Source organism: Pseudomonas sp. UBA5706 (genome assembly GCF_002419965.1).
GTDB lineage: Bacteria > Pseudomonadota > Gammaproteobacteria > Pseudomonadales > Pseudomonadaceae > Aquipseudomonas.
On the sequence record NZ_DIHC01000060.1, the window covers coordinates 172,548 to 195,451 of the forward strand.

General features: G+C 60.9%; 16 protein-coding genes. 11 read left to right on the plus strand and 5 right to left on the minus strand.

The features are described from left to right. Window positions 1-4: 4 nt before the first annotated feature. Entirely contained in the window at window positions 5-1,501 is a 1,497-nt protein-coding gene (locus tag B3I26_RS27535) for an efflux transporter outer membrane subunit (protein WP_296262571.1), read from the minus strand. Next, window positions 1,498-1,971, minus strand: coding sequence for a MarR family winged helix-turn-helix transcriptional regulator (locus B3I26_RS27540; RefSeq protein ID WP_296262572.1), 474 nt, complete (start codon window positions 1,969-1,971; stop codon window positions 1,498-1,500). The genes B3I26_RS27535 and B3I26_RS27540 overlap by 4 nt, the downstream gene beginning before the upstream one ends. A 289-nt stretch (window positions 1,972-2,260) precedes the next feature. Here B3I26_RS27540 and B3I26_RS27545 point away from each other — a divergent pair, with 289 nt between their 5' ends. Continuing rightward, window positions 2,261-2,932 carry a class I SAM-dependent methyltransferase gene (locus tag B3I26_RS27545; protein ID WP_296262573.1) on the plus strand — a complete coding sequence of 224 codons (672 nt, stop codon included), beginning with the start codon at window positions 2,261-2,263 and terminating at the stop codon, window positions 2,930-2,932. 35 nt (window positions 2,933-2,967) lie between these two features. On the opposite strand, the gene B3I26_RS27550 is transcribed toward B3I26_RS27545, so the two are convergent. Then, the gene (locus B3I26_RS27550; protein ID WP_296262574.1) at window positions 2,968-3,576 is read right to left on the minus strand and encodes a tRNA-(ms[2]io[6]A)-hydroxylase; all 609 of its coding nucleotides are present in this window, start codon (window positions 3,574-3,576) and stop codon (window positions 2,968-2,970) included. A 257-nt stretch (window positions 3,577-3,833) separates the two neighbouring features. Here B3I26_RS27550 and ampC point away from each other — a divergent pair, with 257 nt between their 5' ends. Beyond that, window positions 3,834-5,003, plus strand: coding sequence for a class C beta-lactamase (ampC, locus tag B3I26_RS27555; protein ID WP_409521994.1), 1,170 nt, complete (start codon window positions 3,834-3,836; stop codon window positions 5,001-5,003). On the opposite strand, the gene B3I26_RS27560 is transcribed toward ampC, so the two are convergent. Further along, entirely contained in the window at window positions 5,004-5,483 is a 480-nt protein-coding gene (locus tag B3I26_RS27560) for a DUF1289 domain-containing protein (protein WP_296262576.1), read from the minus strand. It lies immediately after the preceding gene. A 407-nt stretch (window positions 5,484-5,890) separates the two neighbouring features. On the opposite strand from B3I26_RS27560, the gene acnB reads away from it, so the two are divergent. Next, the gene (gene acnB / locus B3I26_RS27565; protein WP_296262577.1) at window positions 5,891-8,491 is read left to right on the plus strand and encodes a bifunctional aconitate hydratase 2/2-methylisocitrate dehydratase; all 2,601 of its coding nucleotides are present in this window, start codon (window positions 5,891-5,893) and stop codon (window positions 8,489-8,491) included. 398 nt (window positions 8,492-8,889) lie between these two features. Next, window positions 8,890-9,393: a GNAT family N-acetyltransferase gene (locus B3I26_RS27570; protein ID WP_296262578.1), complete on the plus strand. Its 504-nt coding sequence runs from the start codon at window positions 8,890-8,892 to the stop codon at window positions 9,391-9,393. A gap of 534 nt (window positions 9,394-9,927) precedes the next feature. Here the strand turns inward: B3I26_RS27570 and B3I26_RS27575 are convergent. Further along, window positions 9,928-14,784, minus strand: coding sequence for an NAD-glutamate dehydrogenase (locus B3I26_RS27575; protein WP_296262579.1), 4,857 nt, complete (start codon window positions 14,782-14,784; stop codon window positions 9,928-9,930). Window positions 14,785-15,332: 548 nt separating this feature from the next. On the opposite strand from B3I26_RS27575, the gene B3I26_RS27580 reads away from it, so the two are divergent. The 7 genes from B3I26_RS27580 (at window position 15,333) to B3I26_RS27610 (ending at window position 22,794) form a co-directional block, all read left to right on the plus strand. Next, complete coding sequence (locus tag B3I26_RS27580; protein WP_296262580.1) at window positions 15,333-15,689, plus strand: hypothetical protein; 357 nt, start codon at window positions 15,333-15,335, stop codon at window positions 15,687-15,689. 236 nt (window positions 15,690-15,925) lie between these two features. Further along, a complete protein-coding gene (locus B3I26_RS27585) occupies window positions 15,926-16,885 on the plus strand; it encodes an AAA family ATPase (RefSeq protein WP_296262581.1) in 960 nt (319 codons plus the stop codon). Between the two features lie 4 nt (window positions 16,886-16,889). Further along, the gene (locus B3I26_RS27590; protein WP_296262582.1) at window positions 16,890-17,834 is read left to right on the plus strand and encodes a DUF58 domain-containing protein; all 945 of its coding nucleotides are present in this window, start codon (window positions 16,890-16,892) and stop codon (window positions 17,832-17,834) included. Next, window positions 17,831-18,325, plus strand: coding sequence for a DUF4381 domain-containing protein (locus tag B3I26_RS27595; protein ID WP_296262583.1), 495 nt, complete (start codon window positions 17,831-17,833; stop codon window positions 18,323-18,325). Before B3I26_RS27590 ends, B3I26_RS27595 begins: the two co-directional genes overlap by 4 nt. Continuing rightward, window positions 18,318-19,385, plus strand: coding sequence for a vWA domain-containing protein (locus tag B3I26_RS27600; RefSeq protein WP_296262584.1), 1,068 nt, complete (start codon window positions 18,318-18,320; stop codon window positions 19,383-19,385). Before B3I26_RS27595 ends, B3I26_RS27600 begins: the two co-directional genes overlap by 8 nt. Window positions 19,386-19,393: 8 nt before the next feature. Beyond that, window positions 19,394-21,115 (plus strand): VWA domain-containing protein, encoded by a 1,722-nt coding sequence (locus B3I26_RS27605; RefSeq protein WP_296262633.1) that lies wholly within the window; start codon window positions 19,394-19,396, stop codon window positions 21,113-21,115. Continuing rightward, complete coding sequence (locus B3I26_RS27610; RefSeq protein ID WP_296262585.1) at window positions 21,112-22,794, plus strand: BatD family protein; 1,683 nt, start codon at window positions 21,112-21,114, stop codon at window positions 22,792-22,794. Before B3I26_RS27605 ends, B3I26_RS27610 begins: the two co-directional genes overlap by 4 nt. Window positions 22,795-22,904: the final 110 nt, after the last annotated feature.

Genomic DNA, 22,904 nt, shown 5'->3' on the forward strand with positions numbered 1-22,904 from the left:
TACCTTAATGAGTCAGCGAAGCAGTTGAGGGGACGGCCGGGGCGGCGTTATCGCCGGGCTTGCTCTCTTCGAAGCCTCCCCCCAGGGCCTGCATCAACTGGATCGAAAGATCGATTCGTTCCGCGTTGAGATCAGCCAGTTGGCGTTGCGACTGCAGCAATTGCTGCTCGACGGTCAGCACATCGAGGTAGTTGCCTATCCCCGAGGAATAACGCTGAACGACGGTGTTGTAGGACTTCTGAATGACATCGGTGGCCTGCTGACGCGCATCGATCTGGCCGCCGATGGCGTGCAGCTGGCCGATGTTGTCGCTGACATCGCCCAAGGCCCGCACCAGGGTCTTGTTGTACTGCGCGACCGCCAGGTCGTAGTCGGCATCCCGCGCATCGAGATCAGCGCGGCGGCGACCGCCATCGAAGATCGGCAGCGAAACGGTGGGGGCAACGTTGAAGAAGCGGCCTGCCGAACCGAACATTGCGTCACCGAGCAACGACTCCACGCCCGCCGAAGCGCCAAGGTTCAGGTTCGGATAGAAGTTGGTCTTGCTGGCAGCAATGTCCTTGTTCGCCGCCTCGACCCGCCAGCGCGCTGCCACCAGATCCGGGCGGCGCCCCAGCAACTCGGCGGGCACCACCGAAGGTAATGCCACCGTGGCAGGCCTGAGTACATTCGGCCGGGTAAGCGCTTCGCCGCGATCCGGACCTTTGCCCATCAAAACCGCGAGGCTGATCTTCGCTGTACGCAGACGTTTGTCGGCGTCGATCAGCGCTTCGCGGGAGCCCGCTTCCAGGCTCTGGTTTTGCTGATACTGATATTCGCTGTCGATGCCGGACTTGAAGCGACGCTCGCCCAGGTCCAGCAGTTGCCGGGTACGCTTGAGGTCATCGGCGGCCAGGTCGCGTACGACATAGGCCTGTCCGAGATCGCTGTAGGCTCGGGCAACGTCGGCTGCGAGGGTTAACTGCGCGGCCTGCTGGTCGATCTCATAGGCACGGGCCTGCCCCAGCGCCGCTTCCCAGGCAGCACGCTGGCCACCCCATAGGTCGAAGTTGTAATTAAAGCTGGCGCCCAGACTGCGCAAGGTGCTGTAGCGGCCGCCTTGGCCCGTCGGGTCCTGATCCTTGGCCAGACGCGAGCGGCTGACACTGGCGTCGGCCTCAACGGTCGGCATGCGATCGGCATCGGCGGCATCGGCTGCGGCATTGGCCTGATGCGTCCGCGCGGCGGCAATCTGCATGTCCGGGCTATCACGCAGCGCCTCGGTGATCATGGCGTCCAGTTGTGGATCGCCCAGGCTGGTCCACCAATCACGCTTTGGCCAGGACGCTGGCGACAGATCGATGCCTTTGAAGCTTTGTTCAGCCTGCAGATTATTGGCATCGATACCGACACCCTCGGTGTTCAAGCCTCTGGAACTGGCGCAGCCAGCCACGACCAGCGCGACGAATACCAGGCTCAACGATGTACGCAAGGCCGAGCCCTGCTGGATTCGAATGTTCATTTTCCTGCCATCCGGGCGAGCGTAATGGGGTCCGCCGAAGCAACCAGAATCTTGGTGAGGATCTTTTCAAGCGTGGCCAGCTCGCTGTGTTCGAGCACGCCAACCATCTCATTCATCGCCTGAGCCCCTACGTAGGGCAACAAGTCCGACAACGCCTGGCCGGCTTGGGTCAACGCCAAACGCACCTGACGACGATCCGCTTCAGACCGCGTACGGGTCAGCAGGTCTTTTTGTTCCAGACGATCGAGCATGCGCGTCATTGAGCCGCTGTCCAGCGAGAGCATGCGGCACAGGTCCGCCGGCGTTTGCGCGCAAAATCGGCGAATCATGATCAGCACCTTGAACTGCTGTGCCGTAAGGCTATGCGGTTCAAGGTGCTTGTCGAGAATGCGGTTTTTCAGGTTTTCGGTACGTCCCAATAACATGCCCAACAGGCTGTCATCGAAAGTCTCGGGAGTGAAATGGGCCATTGATAACCACCAATTATCTGCCTAGGCAGTTAGTTGCGCGGATATTACTGCCTAGGCAGTAAACACACAATGAAACATTTTTTAGAAACCGCTGCTCGGGCGGGCTTTCATTCGGGCGAACAGACCCTCTGTTCGGACCCGCTCATGGACATTCGCTTGCCCCGAAATGTGAGCGTGGCGGCAACTTTCCCTTTGCCTCTTCGGCGCCTATCATCTACCGGCGCTGGCTGTCGCAAAGACCCAGCGTACCCGCGCTGCGCGCATGCTCTCATGTGAAGCCGTCAAACAGATGATTACTCTCCAAGACCTCAACGATTTCATTGGCAATCCGGACCTCAACGAAAGTGTGAAGCAGGTCTGGGACTTGATCGGCGCACGTTTCGAACAAGCACAGGCTGTGCTGCCTGCCGAACACGCCATGCCGCGCCGCGAGCTGTCGTTCCACGATCATGTCCGGCTGTTGGGTTATCTCGCATTGCTAATCGAAGGGATACCGGGTGATGTGGTCGAAATTGGTGTCTGGAAGGGTAAATCCCTGGTACTGATGAACGAGGTTTGCAATCACGAACGCCGTGTCATCGGTATTGACCCTTTCGAACTGCCCAACCAGCTCGAAGAATTCAGCCACTACAAAAACGCATTTCTCCCAGACGCACACATACTCAGAGGTTATTCGCAGTTGTGTGCCGAGCGTTTCTACGGCCTCTCGCCTAAAGTTGCACTGCTGCATATCGACGGCGGGCACGCCGGGCGCAACGTCCTGCTCGACTTCCTGCTGTATTCCCCCACCGTGGTGCCGGGGGGATTCATCGTATTCGACGACTATGGCGATTACCTGCACTCGCCAGAAGTCGGACCAGCGGTCGACCTGCTCAGGGCCGCCGGTTACTTCAAGGGCTTCCATGTGATCGGCTGCGTGCGCCATTTCGAAAGCAGCTATGTCATCCAGCGCGTGAGCTGACTGCACCCTCCCTGTGCTGCCCTACCGCCCCTGACTCATCCCCTGGGCACACCACTGTGAAAGCGGAAATCCTCATCCGTGCTTTCGATCAATTCGCGCTCGGCCAGGCGGATTTCCTCGATCTTGGCGTTGACATCCGCTTCATCGCCGTAAAGGTAAGCTAGCTTCAGGTAGTCTTGGAAATGCCGGGCTTCGGATTTGAGCAAGCTGGCGTAGAACTTCGACAGATCGGCATCCAAATGCGGCACAAGAGCGGCAAAGCGTTCGCATGATCTCGCCTCGACGATGGCGCCGACGATCAGCGCGTCGGTCAGGCGATATGGGTTGTGGTTGCGCACGCGTTTGCGCAGTGATCCGGCATAGCGGGCCGAACTGATATTGGCCATCGGAATGCCGCGCTTCCTGATGATGCCAATCACCTGTTCGAAATGTCGCAGTTCTTCGCGGGCCAGACGCGACATCTTTGCCAACAGATCGAACTTGTCGTTGTACTGAAACATGAACTGGAACGCCGCGCCGGCCGCTTTCTTTTCGTTGTTCGCGTGGTCGATCAGCAGGATATCCAAGTTCTGCAAGGCTGCCTGGACCCAGGCGTCGGGGGTCGGGCAAAGCAGGAAGGCGTCGATTTCCGGATAAATCTGCATGAGGTTCACGAATGGCTGGATGGGCAAGGCGCAGCATTATACGGGCCTCGGGGCGCAGAACCAGTCTCGTGATCTCTAAAGCCGTTGACCCCGATCATGGCGACGTTTCTTACGCTGCAAATCCCGGGGTCTGCGGGTGTTCAAGTTCAATGAAGCAAAAGCGAAGGCTCTTACAACATTTTAGGAAGTCATGCGCTGGAGGCCTTTCGGTAAGCACGAGGATAATGCCCCCCGTCGAAAAAGCCTCGGAACTCCGCATGTCCAAACTTCACTACGTCAGCCCATGGCTCAGCGCTGCTTTGCTCGCGTGCTCCATGGCAACAGCCAGCCACGCCGCCGGTCATCCGCCGCACCGGATAAAAGCCGTTGTGGACTCTGCGTTGCAGCCGGTCATCAAGCAATATGCGATTCCCGGAATGTCCGTCGGCCTCGTAGTAGGGGGTAAGCCCCACTTTTTAAATTATGGGATCGCGTCGAAGACGACCCGCCAACCCGTCAGCGAAGACACCTTGTTCGAACTGGGCTCCATCAGCAAAACGTTCACCGCTACTGCCGCCACATACGCTCAACTCAACGGCAGGTTATCCCTCGTCGATAAGACCCGAACATACCTGCCATCCCTGAATAACCACCCGTTCGGAGACGTCAAGCTGCTCAGTCTCGGCACCCACACGACTGGCGGGCTGCCACTGCAAGTGCCAGACAGCATCCGCGACGAACAGCAACTGATGAGTTATTTCCAGGCGTGGCAACCGAGCTGCGCGCAAGGAACATGTCGCACCTACGCCAATCCGGGTATCGGCACATTGGGCCTGATCACCGCCAAAGCGACGGGCATGGATTTCGTGACACTGATGGAGCATCACCTGTTTCCCGCGCTGGGACTGAAAAACAGCTATATCCGGGTATCTGAAGCAAAACTCCCCCTTTACGCCCAGGGCTACACCACAACAGACGAGCCTGTACGCATGGCAACGGCCGTTTTGTCCTCGGAGGCCTACGGGATCAAATCCAGCGCCACCGACCTGACCCGCTTCATGCAGGCCAACATGCAGCAGGTGAAGATCGACCAGAAGCTTCAGCAGGCGATTACCGACACCCATACCGGCTACTTCCAGGCGGGGGGCATGATTCAGGGCCTGATCTGGGAACAATATCCTATGCCCGTCAGCCTGGACGCGCTGCAGCGGGGCAATGCGGCGGACATGATCTACAACGCCACACCTGTGACGGCCATCGAGCCGCCGCAAGCACCGCGCACGGATGTGTGGATTAACAAGACAGGCGGCACCAGAGGGTTCGGGAGCTACATCGCGTTTATCCCGCAGAAGCAGCTCGGGATCGTGATATTGGCCAACAGGAGCTACCCCAACGCAGCACGCATAGACGCTGCCTATCGGATTCTGAGCGCACTTGTCGAAGACTGATCAGGGCGTCGCTGGCTGAAGGGCGTCTTGCAGAAAACCGGGCGCGATGTAGCGCTCGTAATGCGCTTCGGACAGCAGGAAAAATTCCCGATCAATGGCATCGCGCAACTCAGGCAGTCCCCAGTTGCGGAATTCGGGCAGCAAGACCATTCCATAGGCCTCAAGGTTGTTGATCGCCCGCGCACCTCGTGCGATCAACTGGTAGGCCCAGCAATATTCCGACTGCTGCGGCACGAAACGGATCTTGCGTTGTTCAAGCTGTTGGCGCAGCTTGTCTGTGTCAAACACCTCGACCTTGGCCGCCATTACCTGGACCAGCAGTTGTTCAAGACGCAACCAGACCGCGCGCTTTTCGTCCTCGTTATAGCCGTTCCAATGAATCACTTCATGGTGAAAACGCTTGCAACCGCGGCAAACGAGGTCGCCGTAGACGGTAGAACACAAGCCCACGCAGGGCGTCTTGATGATGTGATTGGGCATGGTGGGGAACACGGCAACGGACGAAACACGTCGCCATGTTAGCCCTTTGTCTAACGGGGTACACCCCCGAAGATGTAGGGTCTAACTTACCTTTACCTTTTTTTTACCGTAGAATCACCGGGCCTTTTAAGGCGCCAATGTCCGTTGGAAGCTGTTTTCAAAGCGTCACGAGCACAGTCAGGGCTCTATAACGGGAGCCTACCCCGCAGTACGGTTCTAAGACGCAGGTCCGCCTGCGTCCCCTCCTCCAGAACCGCCACGCAGGCGTAAAACTTTGAAAACAGCTTCTGTTGGGAATCGTCAGCTGCCTGCCCAAAGACCCAAAAAGTTTTAACGAGCACGGTTGCGGACCTTTTCTGGATGAGCGTCCCGGACACCCATTTGGGACCACTGATGAGGGTAATACTGTGCTTGAAGCCTACCGTAAACACATCGAAGAGCGTGCCGCCCAGGGTATCGTGCCCCAGCCGCTTAACGCCGAACAAACCGCAGGCCTTGTCGAGCTGCTGAAAAACCCACCGGCTGGCGAAGAAGCTTTCCTGCTCGATCTGATCTCCAACCGCGTTCCGCCTGGCGTCGACGAAGCAGCCTACGTCAAGGCCGGTTTCCTTTCCGCACTGGCCAAGGGTGAAGTCTCTTCCCCTTTGCTGGACAAAAAGCGCGCGGTACAACTGCTCGGCACCATGCAGGGCGGCTACAACATCGTGACCATGGTTGACCTGCTGGACGATGCCGAGCTGGCACCGGTCGCCGCAGAACAACTCAAGCACACCCTGCTGATGTTCGACGCCTTCCATGACGTTGCTGAAAAGGCCAAGAACGGCAACGTACACGCTCAAGGCGTGTTGCAGTCCTGGGCAGATGGCGAGTGGTTCCAGAAGCGCCCTACCCTGGCCGAAAAGATCAGCCTGCGCGTGTACAAGGTCACCGGCGAAACCAACACCGATGATTTGTCGCCTGCGACTGATGCATGGTCCCGTCCTGACATCCCGCTGCACGCCCTGGCCATGCTGAAAATGGCCCGCGAGGGTATCGTGCCGGATGTACAAGGCGCCATCGGCCCAATGAAGCAGATCGAAGAGATGCGCGGCCAGGGCTTCCCTATCGCCTACGTCGGTGACGTGGTCGGTACCGGTTCCTCGCGTAAATCGGCAACCAACTCGGTGCTGTGGTTCTTCGGCGACGACATCCCCAACGTCCCGAACAAGCGCGCTGGCGGCTTCTGCTTTGGCAGCAAGATCGCTCCGATCTTCTACAACACCATGGAAGACGCAGGCGCACTGCCGATCGAATTCGATGTCTCGAACATCAACATGGGCGACGTGATTGACGTTTACCCCTATGCAGGCAAGGTCACCAAGCACGACAGCGACGAAGTGATCACCACCTTCGAGCTGAAGACCCCAGTGCTGCTGGACGAAGTCCGCGCTGGCGGCCGTATTCCGCTGATCGTGGGCCGCGGCCTGACCAGCAAGGCGCGCGCCGAGCTGGGTCTGCCACCTTCGACGCTGTTCAAACTGCCTGAAGTACCGGCTGCCAGCACCAAGGGTTTCACCCTGGCGCAGAAGATGGTCGGCAAGGCATGCGGCACCGACGGCATCCGTCCGGGCACCTACTGCGAACCGAAGATGACCACCGTAGGTTCCCAGGACACCACCGGGCCAATGACCCGTGATGAACTCAAAGACCTGGCGTGCCTGGGCTTCTCTGCCGATCTGGTGATGCAGTCCTTCTGCCACACCGCTGCTTATCCGAAGCCGATCGACGTCAAGACCCACCACACCCTGCCTGACTTCATCATGACCCGCGGCGGCGTTTCGCTGCGTCCGGGCGACGGCATCATCCACAGCTGGCTGAACCGCATGCTGCTGCCGGACACCGTCGGTACCGGTGGTGACTCGCACACCCGTTTCCCGATCGGTATCTCGTTCCCGGCCGGTTCCGGTCTGGTCGCGTTCGCCGCAGCCACCGGCGTCATGCCGCTGGACATGCCCGAGTCGATCCTGGTTCGTTTCAAAGGCAAGCTGCAACCGGGCGTCACCCTGCGCGACCTGGTTCACGCGATTCCTTACTACGCGATCCAGAAAGGCCTGCTGACGGTCGAGAAGAAAGGCAAGAAAAACGCCTTCTCCGGTCGCATCCTGGAAATCGAAGGTCTGGAAACCCTGACCGTCGAACAAGCCTTCGAACTGTCAGATGCCTCGGCAGAACGTTCGGCTGCCGGTTGCACCATCAAGCTGTCGAAAGAGTCGATCACCGAGTACCTGAACTCCAACATCACCCTGCTGCGCTGGATGATCGCGCAAGGCTACGGTGATCCACGTACGCTGGAACGCCGTGCTCAGGCGATGGAAGCCTGGGTTGCCAATCCAGAGCTGCTGGAAGCCGATGCCGACGCCGAATACGCTGAAATCATCGAGATCGACCTGGCCGACGTCAAAGAGCCAGTGCTCTGCGCGCCGAACGACCCGGACGACGCCCGTCTGCTGTCCAGCGTTGCTGGCCAGAAGATCGACGAAGTGTTCATCGGTTCGTGCATGACCAACATCGGTCACTTCCGCGCGGCGGGCAAGTTGCTGGATCAGGTCAAGGGCCAGCTTCCAACCCGTCTGTGGCTGTCGCCGCCGACCAAGATGGATGCTCACCAACTGACCGAGGAAGGCTACTACGGTATCTACGGCAAGGCTGGCGCGCGCATGGAAATGCCGGGCTGCTCGCTGTGCATGGGTAACCAGGCACGTGTCGAGCCAAACGCCACCGTGGTGTCGACCTCTACCCGTAACTTCCCGAACCGTCTGGGTGATGGCGCGAACGTCTATCTGGCTTCGGCTGAGCTGGCGTCCGTGGCGTCGATCCTGGGTCGTTTGCCGACGGTCGAGGAATATATGGAGTACGCGGGCAAGATCGACAGCATGTCTGCCGATGTGTATCGGTACCTGAGCTTCGATCAGATTGCCGAGTTCCGCGAGTCCGCTGCGAACGCCAATATTCCGGTCGTTCAAGCGTAAGATCGAAACACTGCGTTGAAAGAACCCCGCTTCGGCGGGGTTTTTTTGGGGTGCGGTTTAGCGGTTGGGACAGTGCGTCTATCCGTTATCAGCAGTGTGGCGGATTAGGGCTCGTCCTGATGTTCGAACTGTTTTGCCTTCGGCGAGTAACGTTCGAAAAGCACTAAAAGTAACCAAAAACGCCAGCCCTGAGAGCTGGGAGCGATCGCTGTGGCAGACGTCGGAGGTTACGAAGGCAGCGAATACGGTGGCACTGTTAGTAGGGATATGTGGAATGAGTCGCGTCTCAAGGGGGAACCGCCCACACTCGACCCACTCTCGAAAGCTGATGCGTTGGTGACTACACGTACAACCCGCCATTACACTGGCACGCCATCTGTTTTCAAAGGACGAATACAGTGAATCCCGCTTCTACCCAGATCGTGATCCAACGCTTCACCGAAGTGCATATCGAAGGCGTCACAGCGCTTTATAGCGACCCGGAGGTCTGCCGTCAGGTGTTGCAAATGCCCTATCAGTCTCCCGACGTCTGGCGCAAACGGCTGGCGGCCAGTGATGAGCGAGCCGTCAAGCTCGTCGCCCTGCATGAGGGTCAGGTGATCGGCAACATTGGGCTGGAGCAGTATTCCCGCATCCGGCAACGCCACGTAGGCAGCCTCGGAATGGGCGTTGCGCTGGATTGGCAAGGCAAGGGGGTTGGATCGAAGCTGATGGCCGCCGTGCTTGAAGTCGCTGACAACTGGATGAACCTGCACCGGGTGGAACTGACCGTCTTCGCCGACAACGAAGCCGCGCTGGGCTTATACCGCAAGTTCGGCTTCGAAACCGAAGGGCGCCTACGCAACTACGCGGTGCGCGACGGCGTATACGTCGACGCCATCAGCATGGCCCGGCTGCGATGATCAACGCCCCTGGATCGTTCCCGCGCTGCGCGTGGTGCCGCAACGATTGACGCTTCGCGTCAACGGACACAGGGCGCCCCATCTGCCATTCCCACCCAGAGCGAGGGAATGAGCCAAAGCGCAAAGCGCCCACGTGTTTCGCTTCGTCTCTACTCTGCTTGCTCTGCTTTTCCCGCGCGATAGCCCAGACTCCGCCAATCGCAACTTGGGTGCAGGCCGAACGCAGGCAGCGCGCAGTGAAGCCGAGCGGCATGGATGCCGCGAGAGCCGCCCCGGCCATGGGATGGCCGATGGCGGCGGGCCCACGGAGCGTCGCCTGCGTGAAGGAACTCCGACGCAGGAGGAGCCAAGCCAGGAGCACAGGGTTTTGGTTACTTCTCCCGAAAGATAAGTGACCTGCCGTAAGGGCGGAACGGTGAATAAGCGGCACCCCAGATACGGGATATACACACAAAACCCAGCGCGCCCAACACCCATAAAAAAGCCCCGCATCTCTCGACGCAGGGCTTCTTCTTTACCGCTCGGTCAAACCCATCAAACCACAGCAGTCTGCCCACTCATGGCCAGATCCAGCAGCTCACGGTTGGCAACCGCATACATCGCATAATCATTGCCACTCGCCGCCCGCAGTTCCACCAGCATCGCGCGCCAGCGCTCAACCATCGGCAGGTGCTGCTCCAGCCAAAGATTCAAGCGCTCCTCCACATCCGCAGGACCATTGGCCATCTGCAGCACAGAAACGGTAATCGCCCGTTGCTGCCAGTCGATGTCGTCACGGAACGCCTCACGGGCCAGGGCCTGCCAATTGTTCTCCACCGGCAGTGCACTGATCTGCTGCAGATACCAGGTCACATCCAGCGAACTGCCCACGGCGAAGTACACCTTGGCCACGTCCGCCGCATTCTGACCCGTGACATCCGACGCTTCGATGATCGGCAGCAGCGTGTACAGGTGCGTTGTGCCCGCCACCATTCGTGCCAGCAACTCAGGCACACCCGCCTCGACATACTCCTGATAACGCGCCTGCCAGACCTCGCGGGTCGCGCCTTCCAGCAACTCGTCCAGTTTCAGACCCAGCGCCGCGATGTGCGGACCGAAATGCGCAACGTCACGCCCCGCGTCCAGTTCATTGCGACGGCTGCGCAGGAACCAGCGTGTGGCACGACGGCCAAGACGCATCAGCTCATCCATCAGCGCCAGCTGGATTTCAGCCGGGACCTTGTGATCCAGCGCCTCGATCTGACGGAACCAGTGCGGCAGGTGGAAGATGTCCCGCACGATCACGTACGCACCGGCCACATTGGCCGCACTCATGCCCGTCGACTCCTTGAGACGCTGGACGAAGGTGATGCCCATGTGATTCACCAGATCATTGGCGATCTGGGTGCTGACGATTTCACGCTTCAGACGGTGGCGACGCATGGATTCCGAGAATTTGGCCCCCAATGAAGGCGGGAATGCGGTTTCCATGTCGCGCGCCAGGTAGTCGTCATCCGGTACGCGGGATTCAAGCAGCGCTTCCTTGAGGTCGATCTTGCTGTAGGAGATCAGCACCGACAGCTCGGCACGGGTCAGGCCTTTCTTCTCGGAAACACGTTCGGCAATCTGATCCTCGGCCGGCAGGAACTCGATGGCGCGATCCAGCTTGCCACGGGCTTCCAGGTCGCTCATCAGACGCTTGTATTCGGCAATCCGCTCGTAGGCACGGCGGGCCGCCAGCGACAGCGCCTGGGTCTGCTTGTAGTTGTTGCCAAGTACCAGATTGCCCACTTCGTCGGTCATGCTTTCGAGCAGCAGGTTGCGCTGCTTCTCGGTCATGTCACCGGCCTGCACCACTTCGTTGAGCAGGATCTTGATGTTCACTTCGTGGTCGGAGCAGTCAACACCACCGGCGTTATCGATGAAGTCAGTGTTGGTTGCGCCACCCAGCAGGCCGAATTCGACGCGGCCCAGTTGGGTCATGCCAAGGTTGCCGCCCTCGCCCACCACCTTGCAGCGCAGCTGGTTGCCGTTGACGCGCAAGGCGTCGTTGGCCTTGTCGCCAACATCGGCGTGGCTTTCGGAGCTGGCCTTGACGTACGTACCGATACCGCCGTTCCACAACAGATCCACAGGCGCCATGAGCAGCGCATGCATCAGTTCGGTCGGGGTCAGTTTGTCGGCGCGGATGTCGAAGCGCTCTTTCATCTGCGCGGAGATGGCGATGCTCTTCGCGCTACGCGGGAAGATCCCGCCGCCTGCGGACATGATGCTGGTGTCGTAATCGGTCCAGGCCGAACGCGGCAGATCAAACAGACGCTGGCGCTCGGCAAAGCTGGTGGCCGGATCCGGGTTCGGGTCGATGAAGATGTGCAGGTGGTTGAAAGCCGCCACCAGTTGCAGCTTGTCGGACATCAGCAAGCCGTTACCGAACACGTCACCGGCCATGTCGCCGACGCCGATCACGCTGATGCTGTCCTGCTGAACATTGATGCCGCGCTCGCGGAAGTGGCGCTGCACACCGACCCATGCGCCTTTGGCGGTGATGCCCATTTTCTTGTGGTCGTAGCCTGCCGAACCACCGGAGGCGAACGCATCGCCCAGCCAGAAGCCGTAGTCGATGGCGATGCCGTTGGCGATGTCGGAGAAGGTCGCGGTGCCTTTGTCCGCGGCCACCACCAGGTACGGGTCATCGTCGTCATGGCGCACGACGTTGACCGGCGGCACCAGCGCGCCTTCTTTCAGGTTATCGGTGATGTCCAGCAAGCCGGAAATGAAGATGCGATAGCAGGCGATGGCTTCGGCCTGAATCTCGTCGCGGGTGCCGGTGGTCGGCAGACGACGCGGCAGGAAGCCGCCCTTGGCGCCCACCGGCACGATGACCGAGTTCTTCACTTGCTGGGCTTTTACCAGGCCCAGCACTTCCGTGCGGAAGTCTTCTTCCCGATCGGACCAGCGCAGCCCGCCGCGAGCGACGTTACCGAAGCGCAGGTGCACACCTTCGACCCGTGGCGAGTAGACGAAGATTTCGAATTTCGGCACCGGCTTGGGCAACTCAGGGATCAGGCGCGGGTTGAACTTGAAGCTGAAATAGCTCTTGCTCTGGCCGTTGGCGTCGGTCTGGTAGAAGTTGGTGCGCATGGTCGCCTTGATCAGATCAAGGTAGCGACGCAGGATGCGGTCTTCGTTGAGCACCTGAACATCGTCCAGGGCCGAAAGAATGGCCGTTTCCAGACGCTGTTGCATGTCGTCCAGATCGCCACCTGACAGCTTGCGTGCCAGATAGAAGCGGGTCTTGAACAGACGGGTCAGTTCACGGGCGATGTCGGCGTGGTTGTTCAGGGTGCTGGCGATGTAGCCCAGGTCGAAGCCCAGACGGATCTGTTTCAGGTAGCGCGCATAGGCACGCAACAGCGCCACATCACGCCATGGCAGACCGGCAGTCAGCACCAGGCGGTTGAACGCGTCGTTTTCGGCCTCGCCTCGCACGATGTGGACGAAAGCGTCCTGCAGCGTGTCGTTGAGCTGCTGCAGGTCGAGCTTCAGGCCTTCGCCATAGGTAAAGGCGAAGTCATGAATCCAGAACTCGCGCCCCTTGGTGTGACGCAGGCGGTACGGGAATTCGCCCAGCACACGCAGACCGAGGTTTTCCAGGATCGGCAGCACGTCGGACAGCGCCAGTGGCGTATCGGCGTGGTACAGCTTGCAGTGCAACTGCGCCTTATCGCCCGACAATGGCTGATAGAAGCTCATGACCAGAGGATTGGCTTCGGACAGGCTCAGCACGTGTTGCATGTCGACGACAGCCGAGTGAGCGGCGAAACGCTCGCGGTAGCCGGCCGGGAAGCCTTTAGGGAAGTCGGCCAGTACATTGGTGCCCTGTGCCTCGCCAAAGCTGTCCACTACCAGGCTTGCGTAGTCGTCCTTCCACGAGCGGCAGGCCTGGATGACTTCGTTTTCCAGTTGCTGCGGGTCGATGTCGAGGGTGACCTTCGGGTCCACACGCAGAATCAGCTGCACCCGGGCCAGTACCGACTCGGAGAAGAAGGTCCAGAACTCGCAGTCGCTGGCCTTCAGGCGCTCCATCAGCACTTGCTGGATTTTCTGCCGGACTTCGGTGGAGTAGACATCGCGTGGCACGTAGGCCAGGCAGTAGCAGAACCGGCCATACGGGTCCTTGCGCAGGAACACGCGAATCTTGTTGCGCTCCTGGATCTGCACGATAGACATGACGGTGGTGAACAGCTCGTCCACCGGGGTCTGGAACAGGTCGTCGCGGGGCAGCACTTCGACGACTTGTGCCAGTTCCTTGCCCAGGTGCGCTTTGGCATCGAACCCGGAACGGCGCTCGACTTCGGCGACCTTGCGCCGGATATACGGGATTGCCCGCACGCTTTCGCCATACACCGAGGAGGTGTACAGGCCCATGAAGCGCGATTCCTTGATGACCTTGCCGCTGGCATCGATCTGGCGGATCGACACATAGTCCGGGTAGGCCGGACGGTGCACGCGACTCGGGTGCGCAGCCTTGGCGAACGACAGCAGGGTTGGCTCCTGCAGGTAATTCACCGCATAGCCTTCGATGTGCAGGTCGTCGGCGGACAGGCCCGCGCGCAACAGTTTGGTCAAACCCAGGAAAGACGACTGGTCGTAGTTCAGCTGACCGCCATCGGCGCCGGCATCAACGGTGAACTCTTCATAGCCCAGGAAGGTAAAGTGGTTGTCCACCAACCACTCCAGGAACACTTTGACTTCGGCCTTTTCGTCCGGGTCGACGTCATATTCGACCGCATCGACACCCGCCAGCAGCTCATGCAGCTTGGATTTCATCGGCTCGAAATCTTCAACCGCGACACGCACTTCACCCAGCACCTGCTCCAGCTCACGAGCCAGCACGTTCAGTTCGGCAGCGTTGGCACAACGGTCGATTTCCAGGTACATAAGCGATTCTTGCAGCACACCCTCGCCGCTGGAGCCTTTTGGCAGCAGCTCGACCAACTGGCCCTTCTCGTCGCGATGCACACTCAATACGGTGGTTTGCAAGGTGTGGATGCTGTAGCCGCGGCGGTTCAGCTCAGTGCGGACCGAGTCCACCAGGAACGGCAGATCGTGATGCAGCACTTCAACGGCAGTATGGGTGGATTGCCAGCCATGGCGTTCGTAATCAGGGTTGTATACCCGCACTTGCGGTGCGCTGTGTTCGAAACGCTCCAGCAGACGCCAGGCTGACAAGGTGCAACCGGCAAGATCGGAAAGCCTGCGCTGGGTCAGTTCATCGAGGGAAATGATGCCGAAGAATTGATCGGCGAACAGCGCCACTTGTGGCAGTGCCTGTTCACTGATGTGCTGAGCCAGTGCCGCTCGCAGTTGGTGCTGAAAGTCGGACTTGCTGGCTGCGGTGAAGAACGCCATCTGTGGTACTCCGCTTGGCTTGGCTTTTATATAGGAGAGATGCGTGTTTCGGGGTCGTACTGCATGTGTGTCCTACGTTTTGCACCTGTCCGATGATAGTCGGCAGATCGTGGCAGGGCGCCGCGCGTTCACACATGCCTTAGTAGTAACGCTCGTCGTGTGTGCGTCGTCACATTCCTTTGACCCGAATGACTTCGGTGAGGCGTCTGCCCAGGCAGGCTTGGCTACACACCCGTTCATCTGCCGGGCAGCTTAACGACAGCAACCATGAGCCTGCTTGCGATGCTGCGACATATTCGGACATCGGCTTGTAGCCTAATGTTTCCTCCGATGTCGGGAAGGCACGAACAGCGCCTCGCAGTGCCTGACGATAAACCTGCCCATGTGCCGTGGCAGTCGGGCCTGCTAGCGGTGCCGCTCCCATGATCGATGCAGCCGGCAAGCCGATGGTCTGATGAGAACGCCATACCTGTGCGGCAAGCAGGCAAAATCTACGCAGTACTGGCAAAATCCCCCCCTGCCCCGAACCGAGCCATAGGAATACTGCCATGCACATGACCACCGACAGCTTCATCTACAACCCTTGCGACGAGGAAGAAGATGACATGGCGCTGGCATGCTGCCATTCCAGCAACGGCGACTTGTTTCTGCTGGCTCGCTTCCCGGACGAGGACGAAGTCGATATCACCTTCCGCGACGACACCATCCATGTCGAGGCCAACCTGAAAGTGACCTTCTCTGCCACACGCCTGGTCGTGGAAATCGACGCGACCGATGCCAAACCGTTCGGCGGCGATACGACCTACGACATCAGTCACAGCACGCCGCCCGGTGAGTTGGCAGAGTTGGACGCGACCCTGCGCATCCTTCTCAACGGCGTGGGCAGCTACATCAGCGAGGTCTAATCGGCGCAACTTCCACAGGGCGGGCTTCAGGCAAGCGTCTGTCGCCAGCGTCCAGGCAAAATGGCGAGAAACCCGCAACTTGCCAGGTAAATCAGCTGTTTTGCTCGGTAAACGCCGCCAAACACTGAAAAAACCACCTCCCCCGTTAGTCGCCGCCCCCTCCGATGCATTAAAGTAACGCCCCCTGCTTCAGTGCCGTTTTGGTGCTGCGCCTACCCTGCCAGGAACCGTCATCGATGGAACATCGTGAAGCGTTGGTCGCGCTGCGAACCTTTCTCTCAACACAGATTCTCGGGCAGGAGAAACTGGTCGAACGCCTGCTGATCGCGCTGCTTGCCGATGGCCACATGCTGGTCGAAGGCGCGCCGGGCCTGGCCAAGACCAAGGCAATCAAGGAGCTGGCAGAAGGCATCGAGGCGCAGTTCCACCGCATCCAGTTCACCCCGGACCTGTTGCCCGCCGACATCACCGGCACTGAGATCTACCGCCCGGAAACCGGCAGTTTCGTGTTCCAGCAGGGCCCGATCTTCCACAACCTGGTGCTGGCGGACGAAATCAACCGTGCCCCGGCCAAAGTGCAGTCGGCGTTGCTGGAGGCGATGGCTGAGCGTCAAGTCAGCGTGGGGCGCAGCACCTACGACCTGTCGCCGTTGTTTCTGGTGATGGCCACGCAGAACCCCATCGAGCAGGAAGGCACCTATCCATTGCCCGAAGCCCAGCTCGACCGCTTTCTGATGCACGTGAAAATCGGCTTTCCGGATGCCAACGTCGAACGCAAGATCCTGCAGCAGGCCCGTGGCGAGGCGTTGAACGGCGAGACCAAGCCGGAACGACGGGTCACTCAGCAGGCCATCTTTGCCGCGCGCAAGGAAATTCTTGGGCTGTACATGGCCGATGCCGTGGAGGAATACCTTGTGCAACTGGTGATGGCCACGCGCACCCCTGCCAAGTTCGACGCCGAGCTGGCCGAGTGGATTGGCTACGGCGCCAGTCCTCGGGGTTCGATTTCCCTGGACCGCTGCGCGCGCGCCCATGCGTGGCTGGCTGGCCGCGACTTTGTCAGCCCCGAAGACATTCAGGCGATGGTCTTCGATGTGCTGCGCCATCGCATCATTCTGTCGTTCGAAGCCGAAGCAGCGGGCATCGATCAGGACCGCGTGATCCAGCGCATTCTCGACGTCGTTGCCGTCGCCTGACCCCATGCAACCCTATCTGATCTCCCAACCGGGCATCCGCATCAGCCTTGCCGAGCTGATCGAGATGCGTCATCGCGTGCGGGAAGTGCAGCTGTTTTCATCCCCCGGACGTCGCAGCCCGCTGATCGGCCTGCATCACTCAAAGCTGCGCGGTCGAGGTGTGGATTTCGATCAGGTGCGGGTGTATCAGGCAGGCGACGATGTGCGCACCATCGACTGGCGCGTCACGGCGCGGACCCAGGAGCCGCACACCAAGCTGTTTCATGAAGAGCGCGAGCGACCGATTTTCATCATGGTCGAGCAAAGCCGCCGGCTGTTCTTCGGCTCAGGCGTGATGTTCAAGTCGGTTCTGGCCGCGCAAGCGGCTGCGCTGATCGGCTGGGCCGCACTGGGCCATAACGACCGGGTAGGCGGGTTGGTGTTCGGTGACAACGAGCACTACGAAATCAAACCACGGCGCAGCAAACAGAGCCTGTTGCAGTTACTCAATCGGCTGGTGCGGGTCAATCAATCGCTGCACACCGATGCCGTGGCCGACCGCGACACCTTTGGCGTGGCCCTGCGCCGGGCGCGCGAAGTCCTGCGCCCGGGCAGCCTGGTGTTCATCCTCTGCGACGAGCGCGCGCTGTCCGATTCCGCCGAGCAGCAGTTGGCGTTGCTGTCACGCCATTGCGACCTGTTGCTGCTGCCGCTGTCGGACCCGCTGGATCATGCATTGCCTGCGGCCGGACTGCTCAGGTTCACCGATCGCGGCGGCCAACTGGAACTGGACACCCTCAACCCCGACCTGCGCCAGACCTACCGTGCCCAAGGCCAGGCACGTCAGGCTCGCTGGGAACTGCTGGCGAAAAAGCTGCGGGTGCTGATGATTCCGCTGAGCACTCAACAGCACATGGTCGAACAACTGCGCGACTACCTCAATGCACAGCAGCCGGTGAAACACCCATGAGCCAGCTGGACCAGTTGCAGCCACTGATCCTGCCTGCACCCATCAGCCTCTGGCCGCCCGCGCCGGGCTGGTGGGTCTTGCTGGCGCTGCTGCCATTGCTGGGTTACGGCCTATGGCGCGCTCGCGTGCTGCTGCCCAGGCGCGCGCCGCGCGAGGCGAGCGAACAGCCGCTGGACCCGCTGCGTCAGTCGGCGTTGATCGAACTGGCGCAGATGCCCAAACCCTATGACGGCGCCCCGGCGGGTGCCTGGCTGCAGCAGATCAACGGTCTGCTCAAGCGCCTGTGCCGTAATGATTACCCCTACAGCCAGAGCCACACCCTCAACGGTCGCAAATGGCTGGCGTTTCTCGACAACCGCTGCCCGGCGGCCGGCCTGACGCGCTGGATGATTCTGGTCGAAGGCGCGTACAAGCCCGAATGCAAGCTCGACGACAAAGCCATCAATGGCCTGACACAGTCGGTCGAAACCTGGATTCGCAAACATGTTTGAGTTCGCCTGGCCGTGGGTCTTCGTAACGCTGCCGCTGCCTTGGCTGCTGCGCTTCGTGCTGCCGGTGGCTGACAGCGGCGAAGCGGCGCTCAAGGTCAGCTTTCTCAATGAGCTGGAAGGGCTGGCCGGTCGTCGCGCTCGCGCTCACCTGCCCGGTTGGCGTCGGCAGATGCCCTTCGTGCTTTTATGGTTGCTGCTGCTGATCGCCGCTGCACGTCCGCAATGGCTGGGCGACCCCTTGCCGGTGGCCGCCAGCGGACGGGACCTGCTGGTGGCGGTGGATGTTTCCGGGTCGATGGATTACCCGGACATGGTCTGGCAGAACGATGAAGTGAGCCGACTGACCCTGGTCAAACAGCAGCTCGGCGATTTTCTCGAACACCGCAAGGGCGATCGCGTCGGGCTGATCCTCTTCGGCAGTCAGGCGTACATGCAGGCGCCGCTGACCTTCGACCGCAGGACGGTACGCGTCTGGCTGGACGAAGCGCGAATTGGCATCGCCGGGAAAAACACAGCCATCGGTGATGCCATCGGCCTTGCGCTCAAACGTCTGCGCCTGCGTCCGGCGCAAAGTCGGGTGCTGATTCTGGTGACCGACGGCGCGAACAACGCCGGTCAGATCGACCCTGCCACGGCAGCGCGACTGGCAGCGGGCGAAGGCGTGAAGATCTACCCGATCGGCATCGGCGCCGACCCGGACAAAGGCGCCACCAGCATCCTGGGCCTGAACCCGAGCCTGGACCTGGACGAACCCGCGCTGCGGGAAATCGCCGACATTACCGGTGGCCGCTACTTCCGCGCCCGGGATGGCGCGCAGCTGGAAAAGATCGGCGAAACCCTCGACACCCTGGAACCGGTCACCCAGCAACCGACCCAGGCCCGCCCCGCCCTGGCGCTGTATCACTGGCCGCTGGGGCTGGCGCTGCTGTTGAGCGTGCTGCTGGTGGTTCATGAACGCTGGCCGCAGAACCCGCTGTATCGTTTTCTCGCTCGCCAGCCCGCGCTGTATCAAGGCCCGCAATGGCGTCAGCGTTTCGAGCGTTTGCGGAGGCGTCGATGAGCGTCTCGCTGGTGGCGTTTTGGCCGCACTGGCTGCGGCCCGGATGGCTGCTGATCCTGCCGCTGCTCGGCTGGTTGGTCTGGCGCCTTTGGCACCGGCAAAGACGAGTCGGTCGCTGGCAGATGATTCTGCCCGGCGCCTTTCATTCAGTACTGCTCAGCGGCGGCAGCGGCCGGGAAAGCAAGTTGCCCTGGATCGCCCTGAGTTTCGGCTGGCTGCTGGCATTGCTGGCGCTGCTGGGTCCCAGTTGGCAACGGGTTGAACAAACCAGCCAGAAACCGGTAGACCCGCTGGTGGTGCTGCTGGAACTGACCCCGGAAATGCTCGCCGCCGACAGCCCGCCCTCTCGTCTGGAGCAGGCAAAACGCAAGCTGCTGGACCTGCTGCAGGCGCGAGGCGACTCGCAAACGGCGATCATCGTCTATGCCGGCAGCGCGCATACGCTGGTGCCTTTGTCCGACGATTTGGGCACCAGCAAGAACCTGCTGGATGCGATCAAGCCATCGATCATGCCCGAAGGCGGTCAACGCGCCGATCTGGCGGTGCGCAAGGCGCGCGATCTGCTTAACCAGGGCGATTTGGGGCTGGGACGCCTGCTGTGGATCGGCTCCTCGCTGACCGACGAGGAGCGCCAGGGCATACACCAGGCCATGTCCGACCACTCGCCGCAGTTGCTGATGCTCGGGGTCGGCACGGCGCAAGGCGCACCGGTGGCGCAGGAAAAAGGCGGTTTCCTCAAGGACGCTCAGGGCGGCATTCTGGTGCCACGCCTGGACAGTGTTAGCCTCAACGACTTCGCAGAAGCACTCGGCGGCCGCTACGCGCCCTTGCAACTAACCGACGACGACCTGCATGAACTAGGCCTGCTGGACAGCCCGCGAGACCTGCGCAGTCAAGGCCAGACCGTGCAGTTGGACAGCTGGGCCGATCAGGGTTACTGGCTGCTGCTGCCCCTGCTATTGCTGGCTGCCTGTGCCGGTCGCCGCGGCTGGCTGCTGGGCCTGCCGCTGCTTCTGATACTGGCGCCGCAACACAGCTACGCGTTCGACTTCAAGGACCTGTTCCAGCGCCCCGACCAGCAAGGTCAGCATCTGCTTGCGCACCATCGCGCCGCCGAAGCGGCACAGCATTTCGAAGACATGCGGTGGCAAGGCATCGCCCTTTATGAAGCAGGCGATTATGCCGGCGCCGCCCAACGCTTCGCCCAAGGCAACAGCGCTGCCGACCACTACAATCGAGGTAACGCGCTGGCCCGAAGCGGAGCGCTGGAGGCGGCCCTGGATGCCTATGAGCAAGCACTGGAACGCCAGCCCGACTTCCCCGCCGCCATCGCCAACAGAGCGTTGATCCAGCAGATGCAGGAGCAACACAAACAGGCGGCCGCCGAAGACGCCAGTGAAGGCAAGACCGAAGGCGACAATGACGCGGGCAAACCCCAAAGCGGCACTGCCGAAGAGCAGCACACCGGTCAACAGGCGTCGGCGCAGCGCGATGATGACAACTCCGCTGTCAGTGCTCGGTCGATGTCTGGTGGCGGTGGGAGCGATGGCCCCTCGCCTGATGAAGACGAGCCCGCCCGCGCACCCAGTCGACCCGCCGACAGCCAGATCAACGGCGAACAGCGCCAGGCGCTGGAGCAATGGTTGCGGCAGATCCCCGATGAACCGGGCGAGTTGCTGCGACGCAAATTCTGGTACGAACAACAGCAGCATCAGGAAAAAGCCCGATGAGTCGTCTGCACACTGTGGTAATCGCGTGGTTGCTGTGCCTGTGCGCTTGGGTGGCGCAGGCCGACTCGCCCGCCTCGACGTTGCAGGCCAGCGTCGACCGCACCCGCGTCAACACCGGAGAAACCGTCGAGCTGACCCTGGAGTCCGACGACGCCACGCTGTTCGGCAAACCCGACATGAGCGCGCTGGACGCGGACTTCGAAGTCCGTGACACCCGCCAGCTCAACAGCCTGACCACGCTGGACGGCAACGTTCACGCCACCACCCGCTGGCTGATAACGCTGATGCCGCGTCGCAGTGGCTCAATCGAGATTCCGCCGCTGAAACTGGGCGAACTGATCAGCCAGCCGATTGCCCTGCAAGTGGTGGAAGTCGAACCTTCACAGGATCAGGAGCAAAAACTGGCGCCGGTGTTCATGGAGGCGAGCCTGGATCAGGATACCGTGTACGTGCAGGCCCAGGCCGTCCTGACGGTGCGTATCTACCACTCGGTGTCGCTGTTCGACGACAGCAGCCTGACGCCACTGCAAGTGCCGGATACACGGATCGAAAAGCTCGGCGACACCCGCACTTATGAAAAACAGATCAACGGCATTCGCCACGGCGTGATCGAGATGCGTTATGCGCTGTATCCGCAGCAGAGCGGCGATATGACCATTCCTGCACAAGAGTTCAGCGCGACCATGGTGCAGGACATCCCGGAAGTCAGTCAGGCCGCCGCCACCGGCCAACCGGCGGTGGCCACCAGCCCGAAACCGGGCAAACTGATGCGCGTGATGTCCGCCCCCCTGCCGCTGAAGGTCAAACCGCAACCGGCCAATTACCCGGCCAACATCCCGTGGCTGCCGGCGCGCAGCATCAGCCTGAGCGAAAACTGGAGCCCGGATCCGGCCCACACCCAGATTGGCGACTCGTTGACCCGAACCCTGATAGCCAAGGCCGAGGGCTTGTCCAGCGCCCAGTTGCCGCCGCTGCCCGCCACCGAAGTCAGTGCGCTGCGGCGCTACCCCGACCAGCCGCAGTTGAGCAATCAGCCCGATGAACGCGGTTTGGTGGGCAGCCGTGAAGAACGCGAAGCACTGGTGCCCAATCGTCCGGGCGACATCGAAATTCCGGCTGTGGACCTGGTGTGGTGGAACACCCTGGAAGACCATCTGGAGCACAGCGCCCTGCCCGCCCGTACCTTACAGGTGAGCATTAACCCGGCGCTGTCGGTGGACATGCCGGTCAGCGACAACGCGGGCATGACACTGATTGGCGTGCCTGTGTGGCCGTGGCAACTGAGCACGGTGCTGTTAAGTTTCACTACGCTGTTGGGCTTTGGTCTGTGGTGGCGCGCGCGTTGGCAACCAGCCCTGACCCGCGTGGCGCAAGCCGGGCCCAGTCCGCGCAGCGTGCTCGACGACCTCAAGCGCGCAAGCCTTGCCAACGATTCGCAGGCGACCCGTCAGGCACTGGATGCCTGGGCCCGTCAGCAACCGGAAACCCTGGCCGACATGGCGGCGCGCTTTGTGCCATTGTCCGACGCCCTCGATGGCCTGAACGGCGCGCTGTACAGCGAGACCGGCACGTTGTGGCTGGGCGAAGATTTATGGAAGGCAGTCAAGGCACTGCCCGCCGTTGAAAAACCCGTTGACCCGAACGGTGGCGAGAGCCTGCCGCCGCTTTATCCGAAGTGATTTATACCGATCAATGGCCGCAACGCGACCGACCCCGCATTCCCACGCAGAGCGCGGGAACGAGCAAGGGGCCTCGGCGCGGACCACATGACACCATTCGAACCAAGGTA

What these genes read in the sequence shown, in the direction of transcription:
- B3I26_RS27535 (WP_296262571.1), bottom strand. Translation starts at nt 1,501, where the DNA reads ATGAACATTCGAATCCAGCAGGGCTCGGCCTTGCGTACATCGTTGAGC.
- B3I26_RS27540 (WP_296262572.1), bottom strand. Translation starts at nt 1,971, where the DNA reads ATGGCCCATTTCACTCCCGAGACTTTCGATGACAGCCTGTTGGGCATG.
- B3I26_RS27545 (WP_296262573.1), top strand. Translation starts at nt 2,261, where the DNA reads ATGATTACTCTCCAAGACCTCAACGATTTCATTGGCAATCCGGACCTC.
- B3I26_RS27550 (WP_296262574.1), bottom strand. Translation starts at nt 3,576, where the DNA reads ATGCAGATTTATCCGGAAATCGACGCCTTCCTGCTTTGCCCGACCCCC.
- ampC (WP_409521994.1), top strand. Translation starts at nt 3,834, where the DNA reads ATGTCCAAACTTCACTACGTCAGCCCATGGCTCAGCGCTGCTTTGCTC.
- B3I26_RS27560 (WP_296262576.1), bottom strand. Translation starts at nt 5,483, where the DNA reads ATGCCCAATCACATCATCAAGACGCCCTGCGTGGGCTTGTGTTCTACC.
- B3I26_RS27575 (WP_296262579.1), bottom strand. Translation starts at nt 14,784, where the DNA reads ATGGCGTTCTTCACCGCAGCCAGCAAGTCCGACTTTCAGCACCAACTG.
- B3I26_RS27580 (WP_296262580.1), top strand. Translation starts at nt 15,333, where the DNA reads ATGCACATGACCACCGACAGCTTCATCTACAACCCTTGCGACGAGGAA.
- B3I26_RS27585 (WP_296262581.1), top strand. Translation starts at nt 15,926, where the DNA reads ATGGAACATCGTGAAGCGTTGGTCGCGCTGCGAACCTTTCTCTCAACA.
- B3I26_RS27590 (WP_296262582.1), top strand. Translation starts at nt 16,890, where the DNA reads ATGCAACCCTATCTGATCTCCCAACCGGGCATCCGCATCAGCCTTGCC.
- B3I26_RS27595 (WP_296262583.1), top strand. Translation starts at nt 17,831, where the DNA reads ATGAGCCAGCTGGACCAGTTGCAGCCACTGATCCTGCCTGCACCCATC.
- B3I26_RS27600 (WP_296262584.1), top strand. Translation starts at nt 18,318, where the DNA reads ATGTTTGAGTTCGCCTGGCCGTGGGTCTTCGTAACGCTGCCGCTGCCT.
- B3I26_RS27610 (WP_296262585.1), top strand. Translation starts at nt 21,112, where the DNA reads ATGAGTCGTCTGCACACTGTGGTAATCGCGTGGTTGCTGTGCCTGTGC.